Source organism: Micromonospora chaiyaphumensis, assembly GCF_900091435.1.
GTDB classification, from domain to species: Bacteria; Actinomycetota; Actinomycetes; order Mycobacteriales; family Micromonosporaceae; genus Micromonospora; species Micromonospora chaiyaphumensis.
Map to the genome: position 1 here is coordinate 23516 of NZ_FMCS01000006.1, position 15264 is coordinate 38779.

Below are 15264 nucleotides of genomic sequence, written 5' to 3' on the forward strand. Positions count from 1 at the left end.
GGATGAATTTCGGCAGGAGGTGTAACCGGTGACACGCGCCGTCGATTCCGTCGCCGTGCCGCCGCGCGGCCACCGGGTGCGCCAGACCATCGAGCAGCTCCGGGCCCGCATCCTCGGCGGCGAGTGGCCGGTGGGCGCCAAGATCCCCACCGAGCCACAGCTCGTCGCCGCGCTGGGCGTCGGGCGGAACACGGTCCGCGAGGCGGTCCGGGCGCTCGTGCACGCCGGGGTGCTGGAGTGCCGTCAGGGCTCCGGCACCTACGTGGTGTCGACCGACGAGCTGGCCCCGGTGGTGGCCCGCCGGCTCACCGACGACCGGATGGCCGAGGTGATCGAGGTCCGGCGCGCCTTCGAGGTGGAGGCGGCCCGGCTCGCCGCGCTGCGGCGTACCCCCGAGGACCTGGCGGCGCTCGACGGCGCGCTCGCCGCCCGGGAGGCCGCCTGGCGTTCCGGCCGGGTCGGTGAGTTCGTGGAGGCGGACGCCGCGCTGCACACCGCGGTCGTGGCCGCCGCGCACAACGGCATGCTGGCCGAGCTCTACGCCTCGGTCGGCGCCGCGCTGCGCAGCACCGTGGCGCAGGCGATGGGCGAGGCCCTGGAGCCCGAGCGGTACGTGGACCACGGCCGGCTGGTCGCGGCCATCCGGGACGGCGACCCGGCCCGGGCGGCGATCGAGGCCGGTGCTTTTCTCGAGGCCCCCTCCGGGGCATAGGTTGTCCCGGACAGAAATCCGGACAGCACGGGAGAGCGGATGCTCAAGGGCTTCAAAGACTTCATCATGCGCGGCAACGTCGTCGACCTGGCGGTCGGTGTCGTCATCGGCGCGGCCTTCACCGGCGTGGTCACCCAGCTCACCAAGTCGTTCCTGGACCCGCTGATCCGGGTCTTCGTGCTGCTGATCACCGGCAGTGACAAGGGCCTGGCCGGCACGGCGCCGATGTTCCGCGGCATCGCGTTCGACTGGGTCGCCTTCGTCAACGCGGTGATCACCTTCCTGCTCACCGCGGCGGCGCTGTACTTCCTGGTCGTCTTCCCGATGAACAAGCTCGCCGAGCGGCGCAAGCGCGGCGAGGAGCCGCCGCCGAAGGCCCCCAGCGAGGAGGTGCGGCTGCTCACCGAGATCCGGGACGCGCTGCTCGCCGGCAACCACGGCACGCCCGCCCAGCGGGGGGCCCTGGACGACGTGCTCGGCCGCCGGCAGGAGCCCCCGGCCGCGCGCTGACCCCATAGCCGATCGGCCCCCGTGGGAATCCCGCGGGGGCCGACGCGTGTCGAACACTTGTTCGATAGAGTCCCGGCATGGAGCAGCGTAGGCACTGGTGGAACGGGAAATGGGGGCGGCTGGCCCGGCGGGACGTCTTCCTCCGGGTCGACGGCGACCGCTGGCACGTCGAGCAGCGCGCCGGCGGCGCCGAGGGGGTCTCCCAGTTCTACGAGTACGCCAGCGTCGACGAGGCCGAGGAGACCGTCCGGGCCCTGCTGGAGGGGCCGGACACCTGGCGCGAGCTGTCCCCCCGCCCGCCGAGCGGCTGGGCCCCGCCCGTTTAGCGCCCGCACGCCTCGGGAACCGCGCCTGTATGAGCCAGCAGCAGGACACCGTCTCGCGGGTCACCACCGGCATGCGGGTGATCGACTCCACCGGCGTCGAGGTGGGCACCGTGGATCTCGTCCAGCGCGGCGACCCGGCCGCCGTGACCGTGCAGGCGCCCGCCCCGGTGGACCCGGGCAGCAGCCTGGACGAGCTGATCGGGTCGGCGGCCGCCGAGGAGCCGGACGTCCCGGCCGACCTGGCCGCCCGGCTGCTGCGTGAGGGCTACCTCAAGGTCTCCACCGAGCTGGCCCGCACCGGCGCCGTCTACGTGCTGGCCGACCGGATCGCGGCGGTCACCGAGGACGGCGTACGCCTCACCGTCCCCGCCGGCGAACTGCCCCCGGAGGAGTGACTTCCCGCCTACGGTGGGCGGCATGTGGATGGTGATCGGAGAGCAGGGCGGCGTCCCGACCGAGGCGGCGGCACGGGCCGCCCAGTTCGCGCACATGGCCGAGGTGACCCGGCAGAGCCCGGGCTTCGTCCGGGGCTGGTGGGGCTCGGACGACGACGATCCCGACCTCACCCACGCGCTGGTCGTGCTCGACACGCTGGAGCAGGCGCGGGCGCTCCGGCGGATGGTCGAGGAGAACGTCACGGGCATCCGCCTACGGATCATGGAGATCGGCGTCGAAGCGGAAGGCACCTCCTGATCAGGCCACGCGGGCCGGCGCGGCCGGCTGCGGTTCCGGCTCGGGCGCCGGCGGCGGGACCGGGCGGCGGCGGAACAGCAGCAGCATCAGCCAGCCGGCGACCAGCCCCCAGAACGCGCCGCCCACGCCGAGGAGGCTCACCCCGGAGGCGGTGACCACGAGGGTGACCACGGCAGCCTCCCGGGCGCCGGGCTGGGCGACCGCCGCCGCGACCGCGCCGGCCAGCGCGCCGAGCAGCGCGAGCCCGGCCACCGCCTCCACGAGGACCGGCGGGGAGAGCAGCACCAGGGCGGTCGCCACGCCGGCACCCAGGCCGAGCAGTGCCAGGCCGATCCCGGCGGTGACCGAGGCGATCCAGCGCCGCTCCGGGTCGGGGTGGGCGTCCGGGCCGGCCGCCAGCGCGGCGGTGATCGCGGCCAGGTTCACGGCGTGCCCGCCGGCCGGCGCGCCGAGCACGGTGGCCAGACCGGTCACCCGCAGCGCCGAGCCCAGCGGGGCGCGGTAGCCGTAGCCGGCCAGCACGGCCGTCCCCGGCACGTTCTGCGCGGCCATGGTGACCAGGAAGAGCGGCAGCGCCAGCCCGACGATCGCGGGCAGCGTCCAGGCCGGCGCGGTCAGCACGACGGCCGGGGCGGCGTCGATCCGGGCCGGCCCGGAGGCGGCCAGCGCGATCGCCACCACCGCCACGGCGAGCGCGCCGGGCACCGCCCAGCGGCGGGCGAACCGGTGCAGCAGGAGCCAGGCGAGCACCACCGGCCCGGCCAGCCGGGGCACCTCGACCAGGGCCCGGACGGGCGCCGTGCAGAGCGGCAGCAGCACCCCGGCGAGCATGGCGCTGGCGATCGGCGCGGGGATCGCGGCGACGGCCCGGCCGAGCGCGGGAACGAGCCCGGCCGCGACGATCAGCAGGCCGGCGAGCAGGAACGCGCCGACCGCGGCCGGCCACCCGCCGGGTACCGGGCCGGTGGCGACCAGCAGCGCGGCGCCGGGGGTGGACCAGGCGATGGCCAGCGGAAGCCGGTGCCGCAGGCCGAGCCAGACCGCGCAGCAGCCGCTGGCGACGCAGAGGGCGAGCAGGCCGGAAGCGGCCTGCGCCTGGTCCGCGCCCACGGCGCGCAGCCCGGCGAGCACGACGGTGAACGAGCTGGCGAAGCCGACCAGGGCGGTCACCACGCCGGCCAGGACGGGTTGCAGTCGACCGGCCATGCTTCTCCCCTCACCACCGTTCCGTTTACGGAACGAGCCGATGTAGCACGATAGCCCCATGGCAGCTGCCCCACCAGCCGGTGACCGGACCGCCGGAGCCGTCGGCCGGCGGATCCGCGCCCTCCGCGAGGAGCGCGGGATGTCCCTGTCCACGCTCGCCCGGCTGGCCGGCGTCGGGAAGGCCACCCTCTCCGGCCTGGAGAACGGCACCCGCAACCCGACCCTGGAGACCCTGTACGCGATCACCGCCCAGCTCGGCGTGCCGCTCACCGCCGTGCTCTCCGGGCCGGCGGAGACGCCGACCGTCCGCGGCGCCGCGGTGGGGGCGACCCTGCTGGAGGTCTTCAGCGACACCGACGCGACCTACGAGCTGTACCGGATGCGGGTCAGCCCCGGCCCGGCGCAGCTCTCCCCCGCGCACCAGGCCGGTGTCACCGAGCACGTCACCGTCTTCTCCGGCGTGCTCCGGGCCGGCCCGGTGACCGCCCCGCTGACCGCCGGCCCCGGGGAATACCTCCGGTGGATCTCCGACGTGCCGCACAGCTACGCCGCGGTGGGCGACGAGGAGGTCCGGGCGAGCCTGCTGCTGCGCTACCCGCGATCGACCACAGTGGAGTCCTGATGCATACCCCGTGTGCAAGCCGATGACATTTCTTTCCGCAGACCCAGCAGTGCGTAGAGACGCGGAGCGGGTGTTCTTGGCAAGCTTGTCCCCATGACGCTGATCCTCCGCTCGGCCATCCTGAACGACGTCGGCCTCGTCCGGACCAACAACGAGGACTCCGCCCTCGCCGGTGACCGCCTGGTGGCGGTGGCCGACGGCATGGGCGGCCTCCCCGCCGGCGAGGTGGCCAGCGAGATCGTCATCCGCATCCTGGACGAGCTCACCCCGCCGACCGTGCCGGACGAGGCCGCCGACGCGCTGCGCGCCGTGGTGAGCACCGCCAACCAGCGCATCCGCGCGGCCATCACGGTCGACCCGGCCCGCGACGGCATGGGCACCACGCTGACCGCGGGCCTGCTCGCGGGCGACACCCTGGTCCTCGCCCAGGTCGGCGACTCCCGCTGCTACCTGCTGCGGGACAACGAGCTGACCCAGCTCACCCGGGACGACACCTTCGTGCAGGCGCTGGTCGACCAGGGTGCGCTCTCCCCCGACCAGGCCCGCCACCACCCGCAGCGGTCGCTGGTCACCCGGGCGGTGCAGGGCTCGGACGTGCCGCCGGCCATCGGGGTGCTCACCGTGTTCGCCGGCGACCGGCTGCTGCTGTGCAGCGACGGCCTCTCCGACTACGTGGAGGACGCCGCCATCGCCTCGGCGCTGGGCACCTACGCGGACCGGCAGCAGTGCGGCGAGCAACTGGTGAAGCTCGCCCACCAGGCCGGCGCGCCGGACAACGTCACCGTGGTGGTCTCCGACGTCACCGAGGCCTGATCCCGTCCGATTCGGGTTGCGCCGCCCGGCGGGTCACGTTGGGATGAACGGATGCGCATTCGCCGGTTGGCCGCCGAGGAACGCCTGACCACCAGCTTCCCGCTCCAGGCGTACGCCTTCGAGGCATCGCCGATGGCCGTGTCGCGGACCGAGGAGTTCCGCGAGTACCTGCCGTACAACGCGGGCAACCGGACGCTGGTGGTCGAGGAGGACGGGGTCACGACGGCCGCGGTCTCGGCCGTACCGATGCGGCAGAACCTGCGCGGGGCCGTGCTGCCGATGGCCGGCGTCGCCGGGGTGGCCACCCACCCGCTGGCCCGCCGGCGCGGGCACGTGCGCGCGCTGCTGGACCGGCTCCTCGACGAGATGCTCGACGAGGGGCACCCGCTGACCGCGCTCTACCCGTTCCGCGCCTCGTTCTACGAGCGCTTCGGCTACGTCGGGCTGCCCCGCCGGCGTACCGCGGTCTTCTCCCCCGCGGACCTGGCGCCGCTGCTCCGGGCCGAGCTGCCCGGCGAGGTGGTGTGGGAGCGGGTCGGCGCCGGCTACGAGCGGTGGCGGGCGTACACCGAGCGCTGCCTGCGCGAGCGGCACGGGTTCGCGATCTTCCCGGACTTCCGCGCGGTCGGGCTGCGCGACCGGGACGACCGCTGGCTGCTCACCGCCGTCCGGGACGGCGAGACGGTCGGTGCGGTCACCTACCGGATCGACGACCACGGCGGCACGCTGTTCGCCGACGACCTGCTGGCCGCCGACCCGTACGCCCGGGCGTCGCTGCTGCAGTTCTTCGCCCGCCACGTCGACCAGGTCGAGCGGATCAGCGTCGAGCTGCCCGCCGACGAGCTGCCCGAGCTGTGGCTCACCGACCTCGCCGTGCACATCGAGGCGCGGGTGTCCCGGCCCGGCTCGCCGGCACCGATGGCCCGGCTGCTCAGCCTGGAGGCGCTCGCCGGGCGGCCCGTCGGGACCGGCCGGGTCACCGTCGACCTGGTGGGCGACCGCTGGCTCGCCGGCAGTCACCTGCTCGACGGCGCCACCGGCACGCTGGAGGTGCTGCCGGCGGACAGCGCCGCCGCGGGCACCGTGCCGGCCGCGCGGCTCACCGCCGCCGGGCTCTCCGCCCTGGCGTACGGGGTGCTCGACCCGGCCGAGGTGGCGGTGCGCGGGCTCGGCGAGGTGCCGGCCGGCGCGGCCGCCGAGCTGCGCCGGATCTTCCCGCGGGAGCTGCCGTACCTGTTCGCCGACTTCTGATCCCGTTTCCCCGTCGCGGGCGGGGGTAGGGTGCTGCGGTGCCGGGTTGGGGGGAAGCGGGATTCTGGGGTCTGCTGGCCGGGTCCGCGTTGCTGATCGGGGCCGTCGCCGGGTTCTCCGCGCAGGTGCCGCGCCGGATCACCGCCTCGGTCATGGCGTTCGGCGCGGGCGTGCTGCTCTCCGCGGTCTCCTTCGAGCTGATCGCCGGGGCGCACGAGCAGGCCGGCCTGCTGCCGGTGGCGTTCGGGACGGCGGTGGGGGCGCTCGCCTACACCGGGGCGAACATCCTGCTGGCTCGGCGCGGGGCACGGCACCGCAAGCGCTCCGGCAACGAGCAGCCCTCCGAGCAGGAGCTGCCCGGTTCGGGCACGGCCATCGCGGTCGGCGCGCTGCTGGACGGCGTACCGGAGTCGGTGGTGATCGGCGCGAGCCTGTTGGGCGGCGGCAAGGTCAGCCTGGTCACCGTGGTCGCGGTCTTCCTCAGCAACGTGCCGGAGGGGCTGTCCAGCGCGGCGGGCATGCGCCAGGCCGGCCGCAGCCGGCGCTGGATCCTCCTGCTGTGGTCGGCCATCGCGCTGGCCTCGGGCGTGTCCGCGCTGGCCGGATACGCGCTGCTCGGCGGGTCCCCGCCCGCGGTGCTGGCCACCATCACGGCGCTCGCGGCCGGGGCGATCCTCGCGATGATCACCGACACCATGGTCCCGGAGGCGTTCGAGAACGCCCACCTGCTGGTCGGCCTGATCACCGTGCTCGGCTTCCTGGTCGCGTTCGCCTTCTCCTCCCACGCCTGACGCGGGCGGCCGGCACCCGCTCCGCACCGGCGGGGCTTAGCGGCGGGTTAAGGATCGCGTGCGGAGTCGTGCGGCGGCGGGCGGTCCTCCTAGCATCGGGCGGTGCGCGTGAAGTCCGCTGTCACCCTCCTCGTCCTCGCTGTCGCCACCGCGACCCTGCCCGCGTGCGGGGGTGACCAGCCGGCGGGCTCGCCCGCGCCGGTCGCCGCGACCGGCCCGTCTGTTTCTCCGGTCGGTGCCCCCAGCGCCCGGGCCGGTCTCGGCACCGCCAAGCCGAGCACCGCTCCCTCGGCGGCCGTGTTCCGCGCCGGCAACCCGGACGGGCATGCTGCCGTGCCCGCCGAGGCGCGGGCCGTGGACACGTCGCGCCCCACCCGCACGGTCGGCACCGGCACCCCGGCGAGCTGCACCTCGGAGGCCGTGGTGAAGGCCGTGGCCGCCGGCGGGATCATCACCTTCGACTGCGGCCCGGCCCCGGTGACCATCCGGATGAAGGCCACCGCGAAGGTGGTCAACTCGCATGGCCCGCGGATCGTGCTGGACGGCGGCGGCAAGGTCACGCTGAGCGGCGGCGGCCAGCGCCGGATCCTCTACCAGAACACCTGCGACCAGGCCCAGGGCTGGACCACCTCGCACTGCCAGAACCAGGACCACCCGCAGCTCACCGTGCAGAACCTCACCTTCGCCGACGGCAACTCCACCGGCGACCGCACCGAGGGCGGCGGGGGCGGCGCGATCTTCGTACGCGGCGGCCGGTTCAAGGTGGTCAACACCCGCTTCGTGGACAACCGCTGCGACCGCACCGGCCCCGACCTGGGCGGCGCGGCGCTGCGCGTGCTCAGCCAGCACGAGAACAAGCCGGTGTACGTCGTGAACAGCAGCTTCGCCGGCGGGGTCTGCGCGAACGGCGCGGCGACCAGCAGCATCGGCGTCTCCTGGACCGTGCTGAACAGCGTCTTCCGCGACAACCGGGCGGTCCGCAGCGGCGCGAACCCGTCCCGGGCCGGCACTCCCGGCGGCGGCAGCGGTGGCGCCATCTACTGCGACGGCAACGAGTTCACCGTCCGGATCGCCGGCACGATCATCGAGGGCAACACGGCGAACGAGGGCGGCGGCGCCATCTTCTTCGTCAGCAACAACCGCACCGGCACCATGAAGATCGAAACGTCGACCCTCCGCCGCAATCCGAGCAAGGGCTTCGAAACCCAGGGCTATCCCGGCATCTTCTTCCTGGGCGCCCGCCCACCCACGGTGACCGGCTCCCGCCTCACGCGGTGACCCCCACCTTTCGGGGTTGATCAAGAGGTTTGCGTCAGGTTCGATCTCCGCGGTGACGCGAACTTCTTGATCAACGCGCTGCGGTCAGCTTGATCAAGCGCTGTGGTCAGTAGGGGTTGGGGTGGCCGGGGAGGCGGGCCTTCAGGAGGGCCTTCGGGCGGCCGGGGAGGGTCGGGTTCGCCGACATCGGTGGGCTGGTGGTGCCGGCCCGGTCGGACATGCCCTCGAACAGCTCCTTCAGGGCCGTGACGCTGTCGACCTTCGGGGTCCAGCCGAGTTCGCGCTCGGCGCGCTCGCTGGACATGAGCGGAGCGTTCAACGCCAGGTCGACCCAGCCGGTGTCGACCGGTTGCAGCCGCGCCCGCCAGGTCAGCGCGGCCGCCGCGCGCAGCACCGGGGTGGCCACCGGCACCGTCCAGCCGTGGAAGTGCCGGGCCAGCAGCTCCGGGGTCAGCACGGGGTCCGCCGCTACGTTGAAGGCGCCGCGCGCGTCACCCAGCACCGCCCGGGCGTACGCGTCGGCCACGTCGTCGGCGTGCACCGCCTGCATGCGCAGCCGCCGGTTGGTCGGCACCAGCGGGAGCCGGCCGTACCGGAGCAGCCGCACCGGCGCCAGCGGGCCGATGAAGTAGCGGCGGATCTCCGTGCCGGCGTCCCGCTGGAACGTCAGCCCCGGCCGCAGCCGGACCACCCGCAACTCCGGGTGCTCCCGCTGCACCCCGTCCAGCAACTCCTCCACCTCGGCCTTGTCCCGGCTGTACGACGACGTCTCCACCCCGGTCGCCGGCCAGTTCTCGCTCACCGGGTGGTCCTTGGGGCCGGGCGCGTAGGTGCCGACCGACGAGGCGTACACCAGGGCGGGCACACCGGCCCGGACGGTCGCCTCGACCACCGCGCGGCTGCCGTCGACGTTGGTCCGGTGCAGGGTCCGCCGGTCGTGGCTGGGCTGGATCTGCCAGGCCAGGTGCACCACGGCCCGCGCCCCGACGAAGGCCACCGACAGCTTCTCCACCGCGTCCGGCGCCCCGACGTCGCAGGAGTGCCATTCCACCCCGTCGTACGGCTCACCGGTGTCCGGCCCGGGCATCCGGCGCGCCACCCCGACCAGCTCCGCCCCGGCCTCCCGCCGCAGCCGGCGCAGCAGCGCCGTCCCCACGTTGCCGGTCGCCCCCACGATCACGATCCGCATACCGGTGCCGTACCCGCTGAAGCGGACAGCAACCGCTCACGGACGGGGGTTCGTCCGCGCCCAGCCCTTCTCCCCCTCGCGGCGGCCCAGCGTGGCGGCCAGGCAGCGGGGGCAGACGTAGCCCTCGGGGTCGGCCTCGGTGAGCACGTCGGTGTCCGAGTAGTCGAAAGGCACGTGCGGGAAGCGGCGCAGCCGGGTGCGGCTGAGCTGGAGCCCGCAGACGGTCTGGTTCTGGCCCGGCAACCAGGCGTGCACCTCGCCGCCGGGGCGGCGTACGCCGTCGTCCCCGGCCACCTCGCTGGACGCCGCCACCGCGGCGGTGCTGCTCGCCCTCATGCGTGTCCCGGTTCCCCCGGCGGGCGGTGTCATGCCCGCCGGCGGTCCTGACGAGTCTGAAGATCGACAGGTGGCGGAGGCGGAAGGCCCGCTCGGGCGGGTTCCGGTAGCCTGGTCGGACGGGCCGCTAGCTCAATGGCAGAGCTGTGGACTTTTAATCCATAGGTTCAGGGTTCGAGTCCCTGGCGGCCCACTCCTCCGCAGCTCAGCGGCCCTTTGCGGGGCCGCTGTTGCCGTAACCGGGGCCGGTACAGCAGCGAAGTTCAGCAGTAGACCGGTCAGCGATCGAGTGAGGGCGGACGATGACGGACGGACCGGCCGTACGCAACTCCCGGCTACTCGGCTTGTTCACCGAGATCGTCCAGGGCCCGGAGGGGACTTGGCGGGCTGTGGAGGCCGCTGGCCGCGGCATCGCCGCAGAGGCGCGCTGCGCGCTCGCGATACTCCCGGACAAGCTCACCATGAGATCCGGAAGCGCGGACGAACTGCTTCGGAGCGCGCTTGCCTCCGCCGATCGGCTCATGGAGCTTGGAGCCATCGAGGACGACCTGAGTGAGCTGTGGTCCCGTCGCCGAGAAGGCGATCTTGGCGAGGACGCCTTCGAGGCGAGCCTCCAGCAGATAGTCACGCGTCTTGAGGCCTGGCCGCAATCGTGGTCACGCGGCAACCGACGGTGCTCGTAGTGATACGACGAGTCAGTGGTCGAGGTGGATGGGAGCCTCGACGATGCCGTTGTAGATCATGGCGATCTGCAGCTCAGGACGGCTGAACAGGCGAGCTTCGCCTCGGTAGACGGCAATCATCGTGTCTCCACCTCGCCACCAGGTGTCAGAGAGGCCGGCCACTTCGGCGAACGGCTCAAGCTCGGACAGGTCCAGGCGGTCGACGGCTCGGCCACGAACCTGCGTGATCTGCGTTGCCCAGCGGCGCGCTCGGTAGGTCAACGCGAGCGACTCGACCCAGCCCTCGACCGATTGGTGCAGTACCGCTCTCCGGGCGCCACCCACGATGCCGAACTCACCCTGAGGGCCGATGCAGAACCCGTACGACATGGAGAACCGCTGGGGTCCCGCATCGAACCACCAGTCGCCCGTCGAGGTCATCTCCGGCACGTCGGTCCGGAACAACTTCGGGCCGCCCTCGTACAGCGGCGCAGGGGGTAGCTGCAAGCCGCCCCACTGGGCCTCGAACACAGCCATCCGCTCGATGATCGCGGCCGGGATGCCGTGGTTCCGCCAGTGGTCGCGAATGTCGCTGCTCATCTCGGTGTACAGGCGATGCCCATGGGCGTCGACGAAGCTTCGAGCGCGTCTGGTCAGAGCTGCTGGTACCGGAACCTCCTCAAGAACCTCAACGTCTGTGGCGCCTCCTCCTCGGAGGCTCTGCGACCGACCGTCCCGTCGACCTGCAATGGATCAGTAGTCCGATCCCCACCCACGTCCCGTCAGCCATCTCCACACTCGAACCAGAGACGGTACCTCTTCGAACTGCTGAACGTGGACCGCCACCCGCAAGCAGACCTGCTCAGCAGGACCCGCGTAACACGGATCGCATCGACGACGCCGGATGAGTGGAGACAGTTGATCTCCACGGCCCACCCTCCGGTCGGGCCGTCACCTGCGACGTGAGGAAGTCATGCGACCGCACTCCCTGTCCCGCTCGCTCCGACGTCTCGTCCCCACCACCCTGGCCGCCCTCGCCCTCGGCGCGGCGGTTCTCCCGGCCGACGCGGTGGCGGCCGGGAAGACCCAGCCCGACCTGCTCGTCGACCTCGTGATGACCGAACCGCTCAACCCGGCCGAGGGTGAGACCTTCTACGCGCGGATCGACCTGCGCAACTACGGCAACGGCGACTCGGGCCCGGTCAAGCTCACCGTCTCGGTGCCCGCGGGCCTGCGCACCACGACCGCCGACACCGGCACGGGGTGGACCTGCACGGTGGCGAGCACGACCAGCTATTCCTGCGCGTATCCGGCGCTGCTGGCCGGGCAGCGCAGTCAGCTGAGCGTGCCGTTCGAGGTGGCGGGCGCCACGCCGGGGACCAGCGTGCCGATCACCGCGACCATCGCCCCCGACAAGCGGGAGTCGAACACCGGCAACAACACCGGTTCGGTGACGGTGGCCATCGCGGGCACCTGCGTCATCCGGGGCGTCGTCTGGCACGACCTGGACGGCGACGGGCAGCGCGAGGAGGGCGAACCGGGCATCGGCCCGGACGGCGTCCTCGAGGTGAGCCTCTGGCGCCCGCAGGGAGAGACGATCGGTGGCGGCTCGGCCACCGTGAACCCGGACGGCACCTGGTCCATCACGGCCCGGACCGAACTGCTCTATCAGGTGCGGGTGGAGGCCATCAACCAGTACGACCGGACCGCCGGGAACGTAGGTGACGACGCCACCGACTCGGACCTGGTGACGGCGTACCAGCATGACCCGACGCTGCTCGCCGCGAGCGACGAGTTCGAGGCCCACGCCGGTGGCGAGTACGTCGTCGACGCCGGCCTCGTCACCCGGAGCTGACCCCGGCCGCCGTCCGCCCGGAGGACCCGAACCCCGGGCGGGCGGCCCCCTCTCCGGCGACACACCGCTGGCCGTGTCGGTGATCCGGCTGTGGGCGGCCCCGACCTGGTACGACGGTGGGACCAGCCGAGCCGAGGAGGTACCGATGACCAGTGGGCGGGAGACCGTGGAGGTCGACCCGGTGGTGTTCCGCGCCGTCTACGACTCGCCGGCCTCGCTGCCGGGCCGGCACCGCTGGACGACGCCGGAGTCGGACGTACGCCGGCTGGAGAAGCTGCTGAACATGCCGGCGCGCAGCATCGGCGCCCCGCTCTGGGTCAGCGGCGACGAGCCGGACTGTCCGAAGTGCGGTCGCCGGGTGAACTGGTACGACATCGTCTCCTCGGCGCTGCACGGGGTGCACGACCGGGGGATGATGGCGCGGGTGATCCTCGGCGAGCGCAAGTACGTCAACACCGAGGTGCCGGAGGCGATCCCCGGCGTGCACTGCGCCGACTGCCGCACCCCGATCGAGGGGCTGCGCAGCTTCAAGTGCCACAACTGGGCGTACGCCTTCGAGGCGCTGGAGGAGATCGTCGGGCGGATGTCGGGCGTGCCGAGTCAGCCGGCGCCGCCCACCTCCGCCTGAGCGCGCCGGGCCGGGCGGCGGCCGGGTGGTGACGGCGGCTCGGGCCCGGGGTCCGGCACGGGCGGCATGGGCCGGGTGACCGGCGCCGCCCCGGTCACCCGGAGCCGTTCGCCGTGGTGCCACAGCTCGATCGCGTCTTCCGGGCCCCCGTCGGGCAGCTCGTAGCGGGCCGTGTCCGGGGTCAGCGTGATCCGCAGCCGCTGCCCGTGCCAGCGCAGGTGGAAGGCGAGCCGGGTGATCCGGCGGGGCAGCCGCGGGTCGAAGGAGAGCACGCCGCGGTCGTCGCGCAGGCCGCCGAAGCCCTGCGCCACCACCAGCCACGCGCCGGCCAGCGAGGCCAGGTGCAGCCCGTCGGCGGTCTTGTCGCCGAGGTCCTCGAGATCCTGCAGGGCCGTCTCGGCGAACAGGTCGTACGCCAGGTCCAGGTGGCCGACCTCGGCGGCGAGGACGGCCTGCACGGACGCCGACAGCGACGAGTCCCGGACGGTCCGGGCCTCGTAGTACGCGACGTTGCGGGCCTTCTCCTCGGCGGTGAACTCACCGGGGCAGCGCAGCATGGCCAGCACGAGGTCGGCCTGCTTGACCACCTGGCGGCGGTACAGCTCCAGGTAGGGGAAGTGCAGCAGCAGCGGGTAGTCGTCCGCGCGGGTGTTCGCGAAGTCCCACTCGGGTTGTTCGGTGAAGCCGGCCGACTGCTGGTGCACCCCGCGCTTGCCGTCGTAGGGGACGTGCACCGCGTCGGCGGCGGCCCGCCAGCCCGCCACCTCGCCCGGGTCGACGCCGAGCCGGGCGGCCGCCTCGGGGAAGCGCTCGGCGGCGTCGGCCGCGCCCCGCAGGTTGCGCCGGGCCATGAGGTTGGTGAAGAGGTTGTCGTCGACCAGCGCGGAGTACTCGTCGGGGCCGGTGAGCCCGGTCAGGTGGAAGGTGCCGGTGTCGGACCAGTGGCCGTACCCGTGCCAGAGCCGGGCGGTCTCCACCAGCAGCTCGACGCCGCACTCCACGAGGAACCCGGTGTCGCCGGTGGCCGCGACGTAGCGGAGCACGGCGTCGGCGATGTCGGCGTTGACGTGCAGCCCGGCGGTGCCGGCCGGCCAGTATCCGGAGCACTCCCGGCCGCCGAGGGTGCGCCACGGGAAGGTTGCCCCGGCCAGTCGCAGCTCGGCGGCGCGGTCCCGGGCCTCGGGCAGGTGCGCGTGCCGCCAGCGCAGCGCCGAGCGGGCCAGCCCGGGCGCCAGGTACGTGAGCACCGGCAGCACGTAGCCCTCGGTGTCCCACAGCACGTGGCCGTCGTAGCCGTTGCCGGTCAGTCCCTTGGCCGGGATGGTCCGGTCGCCGTCGGCCCGGCCGGACTGGAGCAGGTGGAACACCGCGAACCGGAGCGCCTGCTGGAGTTCCGGGTCGCCGTCGAGTTCGACGTCGGCGGTGGCCCAGGCGGCGTCGAGGGCGGCGCGCTGCGCGTCGAGCAGCGCGTCGAACCCCTCGGCCCGGGCCGCGTCCGCCTCGGCGACGGCCAGGTCGGCCAGCTCGCCGGCCGGGGTGCCCTCGACGTGGGCGCACTCGTACGCGGCGAACTTCGTGACCCGGATCCGCTCGCCGGGGCGCAACGGGCCGGTGACCGCCAGCCGGAACCGGTCGGCGGTCAGCTCGGTGTCGGTCGCGGTGGTGTCCGCCGCGTCGACCCGGTGGGCGACCGCGACGGCGACCCGCTGGGCGCTGCGCTCGGTGCGGTGCACCAGCACCGCGTCGGTGCCGTCGTGCCGGCCGGTCTCGGCGATGAGCGGGTCGTGGATCACCGAGGCGGCGCGCGGGTCGTCGGCCCGTTCCGGCACCCGTTCGTTGGCGAGCAGGTCGGCGTCGACCCGCACCTCGACCGGGCCGTCCAGCGGCTCGACCTGGTAGTCGACGGCGGCGACCGGCCGGCGGGGCAGCGAGACCAGCCGCGTGCTGCGTACCCGCACGCCGTGCCCGCCCGGCGAAATCCACTCGGTCTCCCGGCGGAGCACCCCGGCGCGCAGATCGAGGACCCGCTCGTGCCGCCGGACGGTGCCGGTCCGCAGGTCCAGCGGCTCGCCGCCGACCCAGAGCCGGACCAGCGCGGCGTTCGGGGCGCTGATGACGGTGTCGCTGTGCTCGGGAAAGGCGTACCCGCTCTCCGGGTAGCTCACCTCGCGCTGCTCATGGAACCCGTTGAGGTAGGTGCCGGGCATCTCGTACGGCTCGCCCTCGTCGAGGGTGCCGCGCCACCCCACCCAGCCGTTGCCCAGCGCGAAGATCGACTCGGTCTCGCCGAGCCGGTGCAGGTCCGCCCCGGTGCGGCGGATCCGCCAACTCTCGTCGCCCTGGGGGCTGTGTGGCACGGGTCCTCCCGAGGTCGGTGCGTCGCGGCCACCGA

The 15264-nt window shown here is 73.6% G+C and carries 18 protein-coding genes and 1 tRNA gene; 14 read left to right on the forward strand and 5 right to left on the reverse strand.

Translation table 11 applies throughout. The annotated features are described in order from the left end of the window. Positions 1-28 precede the first annotated feature (28 nt). From GA0070214_RS17040 to GA0070214_RS17060, 5 genes are all read left to right on the forward strand, one after another. The gene (locus GA0070214_RS17040; RefSeq protein ID WP_091264115.1) at positions 29-712 is read left to right on the forward strand and encodes a FadR/GntR family transcriptional regulator; all 684 of its coding nucleotides are present in this window, start codon (positions 29-31) and stop codon (positions 710-712) included. A 39-nt stretch (positions 713-751) separates the two neighbouring features. Beyond that, positions 752-1222 carry a large conductance mechanosensitive channel protein MscL gene (mscL, locus tag GA0070214_RS17045; protein ID WP_091264118.1) on the forward strand — a complete coding sequence of 157 codons (471 nt, stop codon included), beginning with the start codon at positions 752-754 and terminating at the stop codon, positions 1220-1222. Positions 1223-1299: 77 nt separating this feature from the next. Continuing rightward, positions 1300-1548: a hypothetical protein gene (locus GA0070214_RS17050; RefSeq protein WP_091264120.1), complete on the forward strand. Its 249-nt coding sequence runs from the start codon at positions 1300-1302 to the stop codon at positions 1546-1548. Positions 1549-1577: 29 nt separating this feature from the next. After that, positions 1578-1943, forward strand: a complete 366-nt coding sequence (locus GA0070214_RS17055; protein ID WP_091264122.1) for a hypothetical protein — start codon at positions 1578-1580, stop codon at positions 1941-1943. 22 nt (positions 1944-1965) lie between these two features. Further along, complete coding sequence (locus GA0070214_RS17060) at positions 1966-2241, forward strand: hypothetical protein (RefSeq protein WP_091264125.1); 276 nt, start codon at positions 1966-1968, stop codon at positions 2239-2241. Here GA0070214_RS17060 and GA0070214_RS17065 read toward each other — a convergent pair whose 3' ends face one another. Further along, a complete protein-coding gene (locus GA0070214_RS17065) occupies positions 2242-3447 on the reverse strand; it encodes a benzoate/H(+) symporter BenE family transporter (RefSeq protein WP_091264128.1) in 1206 nt (401 codons plus the stop codon). A 58-nt stretch (positions 3448-3505) separates the two neighbouring features. Between GA0070214_RS17065 and GA0070214_RS17070 the strand changes: the two genes are divergently transcribed. The 5 genes from GA0070214_RS17070 to GA0070214_RS17090 all read left to right on the forward strand — a co-directional run bounded on the left by GA0070214_RS17070 (position 3506) and on the right by GA0070214_RS17090 (position 8202). Further along, positions 3506-4069, forward strand: a complete 564-nt coding sequence (locus tag GA0070214_RS17070) for a helix-turn-helix domain-containing protein (protein WP_091264132.1) — start codon at positions 3506-3508, stop codon at positions 4067-4069. A gap of 93 nt (positions 4070-4162) precedes the next feature. Continuing rightward, complete coding sequence (locus GA0070214_RS17075) at positions 4163-4882, forward strand: PP2C family protein-serine/threonine phosphatase (protein ID WP_091264135.1); 720 nt, start codon at positions 4163-4165, stop codon at positions 4880-4882. 51 nt (positions 4883-4933) lie between these two features. Continuing rightward, the gene (locus GA0070214_RS17080) at positions 4934-6133 is read left to right on the forward strand and encodes a GNAT family N-acetyltransferase (protein WP_091264137.1); all 1200 of its coding nucleotides are present in this window, start codon (positions 4934-4936) and stop codon (positions 6131-6133) included. A 38-nt stretch (positions 6134-6171) separates the two neighbouring features. Next, positions 6172-6924, forward strand: coding sequence for a ZIP family metal transporter (locus GA0070214_RS17085; protein ID WP_091264141.1), 753 nt, complete (start codon positions 6172-6174; stop codon positions 6922-6924). A 102-nt stretch (positions 6925-7026) separates the two neighbouring features. Continuing rightward, positions 7027-8202 (forward strand): ribosomal eL19 family protein, encoded by a 1176-nt coding sequence (locus tag GA0070214_RS17090; protein ID WP_167364283.1) that lies wholly within the window; start codon positions 7027-7029, stop codon positions 8200-8202. A 106-nt stretch (positions 8203-8308) separates the two neighbouring features. On the opposite strand, the gene GA0070214_RS17095 is transcribed toward GA0070214_RS17090, so the two are convergent. Next, complete coding sequence (locus tag GA0070214_RS17095) at positions 8309-9391, reverse strand: NAD-dependent epimerase/dehydratase family protein (RefSeq protein ID WP_091264149.1); 1083 nt, start codon at positions 9389-9391, stop codon at positions 8309-8311. A gap of 36 nt (positions 9392-9427) precedes the next feature. Then, positions 9428-9727 carry a hypothetical protein gene (locus GA0070214_RS17100; protein WP_091264153.1) on the reverse strand — a complete coding sequence of 100 codons (300 nt, stop codon included), beginning with the start codon at positions 9725-9727 and terminating at the stop codon, positions 9428-9430. A 121-nt stretch (positions 9728-9848) separates the two neighbouring features. On the opposite strand from GA0070214_RS17100, the gene GA0070214_RS17105 reads away from it, so the two are divergent. Both GA0070214_RS17105 and GA0070214_RS17110 read left to right on the forward strand, forming a co-directional pair. Then, positions 9849-9920 (forward strand) — tRNA-Lys (locus tag GA0070214_RS17105). A 151-nt stretch (positions 9921-10071) separates the two neighbouring features. Continuing rightward, a complete protein-coding gene (locus GA0070214_RS17110; RefSeq protein WP_091264157.1) occupies positions 10072-10410 on the forward strand; it encodes a hypothetical protein in 339 nt (112 codons plus the stop codon). 12 nt (positions 10411-10422) lie between these two features. Here the strand turns inward: GA0070214_RS17110 and GA0070214_RS17115 are convergent, their stop codons facing one another. Continuing rightward, on the reverse strand, positions 10423-10989 hold the full coding sequence (locus GA0070214_RS17115; RefSeq protein WP_244167748.1) for a hypothetical protein: 567 nt from the start codon (positions 10987-10989) through the stop codon (positions 10423-10425). 373 nt (positions 10990-11362) lie between these two features. Between GA0070214_RS17115 and GA0070214_RS17120 the strand changes: the two genes are divergently transcribed. Continuing rightward, the gene (locus GA0070214_RS17120) at positions 11363-12244 is read left to right on the forward strand and encodes an SdrD B-like domain-containing protein (protein WP_091264164.1); all 882 of its coding nucleotides are present in this window, start codon (positions 11363-11365) and stop codon (positions 12242-12244) included. Between the two features lie 145 nt (positions 12245-12389). Further along, the gene (locus tag GA0070214_RS17125) at positions 12390-12872 is read left to right on the forward strand and encodes a hypothetical protein (protein ID WP_091265462.1); all 483 of its coding nucleotides are present in this window, start codon (positions 12390-12392) and stop codon (positions 12870-12872) included. Here GA0070214_RS17125 and GA0070214_RS17130 read toward each other — a convergent pair. Then, on the reverse strand, positions 12845-15229 hold the full coding sequence (locus tag GA0070214_RS17130) for a glycoside hydrolase family 65 protein (protein WP_244167749.1): 2385 nt from the start codon (positions 15227-15229) through the stop codon (positions 12845-12847). The genes GA0070214_RS17125 and GA0070214_RS17130 overlap by 28 nt on opposite strands. Between the last annotated feature and the right edge of the window lie 35 nt (positions 15230-15264).

Coding starts and splice junctions, on each gene's coding strand:
- GA0070214_RS17055 (WP_091264122.1), top strand. CDS start 1,578: ATGAGCCAGCAGCAGGACACCGTCTCGCGGGTCACCACCGGCATGCGG.
- GA0070214_RS17095 (WP_091264149.1), bottom strand. CDS start 9,391: ATGCGGATCGTGATCGTGGGGGCGACCGGCAACGTGGGGACGGCGCTG.
- GA0070214_RS17080 (WP_091264137.1), top strand. CDS start 4,934: ATGCGCATTCGCCGGTTGGCCGCCGAGGAACGCCTGACCACCAGCTTC.
- GA0070214_RS17070 (WP_091264132.1), top strand. CDS start 3,506: ATGGCAGCTGCCCCACCAGCCGGTGACCGGACCGCCGGAGCCGTCGGC.
- GA0070214_RS17065 (WP_091264128.1), bottom strand. CDS start 3,447: ATGGCCGGTCGACTGCAACCCGTCCTGGCCGGCGTGGTGACCGCCCTG.
- GA0070214_RS17060 (WP_091264125.1), top strand. CDS start 1,966: ATGTGGATGGTGATCGGAGAGCAGGGCGGCGTCCCGACCGAGGCGGCG.
- GA0070214_RS17120 (WP_091264164.1), top strand. CDS start 11,363: ATGCGACCGCACTCCCTGTCCCGCTCGCTCCGACGTCTCGTCCCCACC.
- GA0070214_RS17075 (WP_091264135.1), top strand. CDS start 4,163: ATGACGCTGATCCTCCGCTCGGCCATCCTGAACGACGTCGGCCTCGTC.
- GA0070214_RS17100 (WP_091264153.1), bottom strand. CDS start 9,727: ATGAGGGCGAGCAGCACCGCCGCGGTGGCGGCGTCCAGCGAGGTGGCC.
- GA0070214_RS17115 (WP_244167748.1), bottom strand. CDS start 10,989: ATGAGCAGCGACATTCGCGACCACTGGCGGAACCACGGCATCCCGGCC.
- mscL (WP_091264118.1), top strand. CDS start 752: ATGCTCAAGGGCTTCAAAGACTTCATCATGCGCGGCAACGTCGTCGAC.
- GA0070214_RS17050 (WP_091264120.1), top strand. CDS start 1,300: ATGGAGCAGCGTAGGCACTGGTGGAACGGGAAATGGGGGCGGCTGGCC.
- GA0070214_RS17125 (WP_091265462.1), top strand. CDS start 12,390: ATGACCAGTGGGCGGGAGACCGTGGAGGTCGACCCGGTGGTGTTCCGC.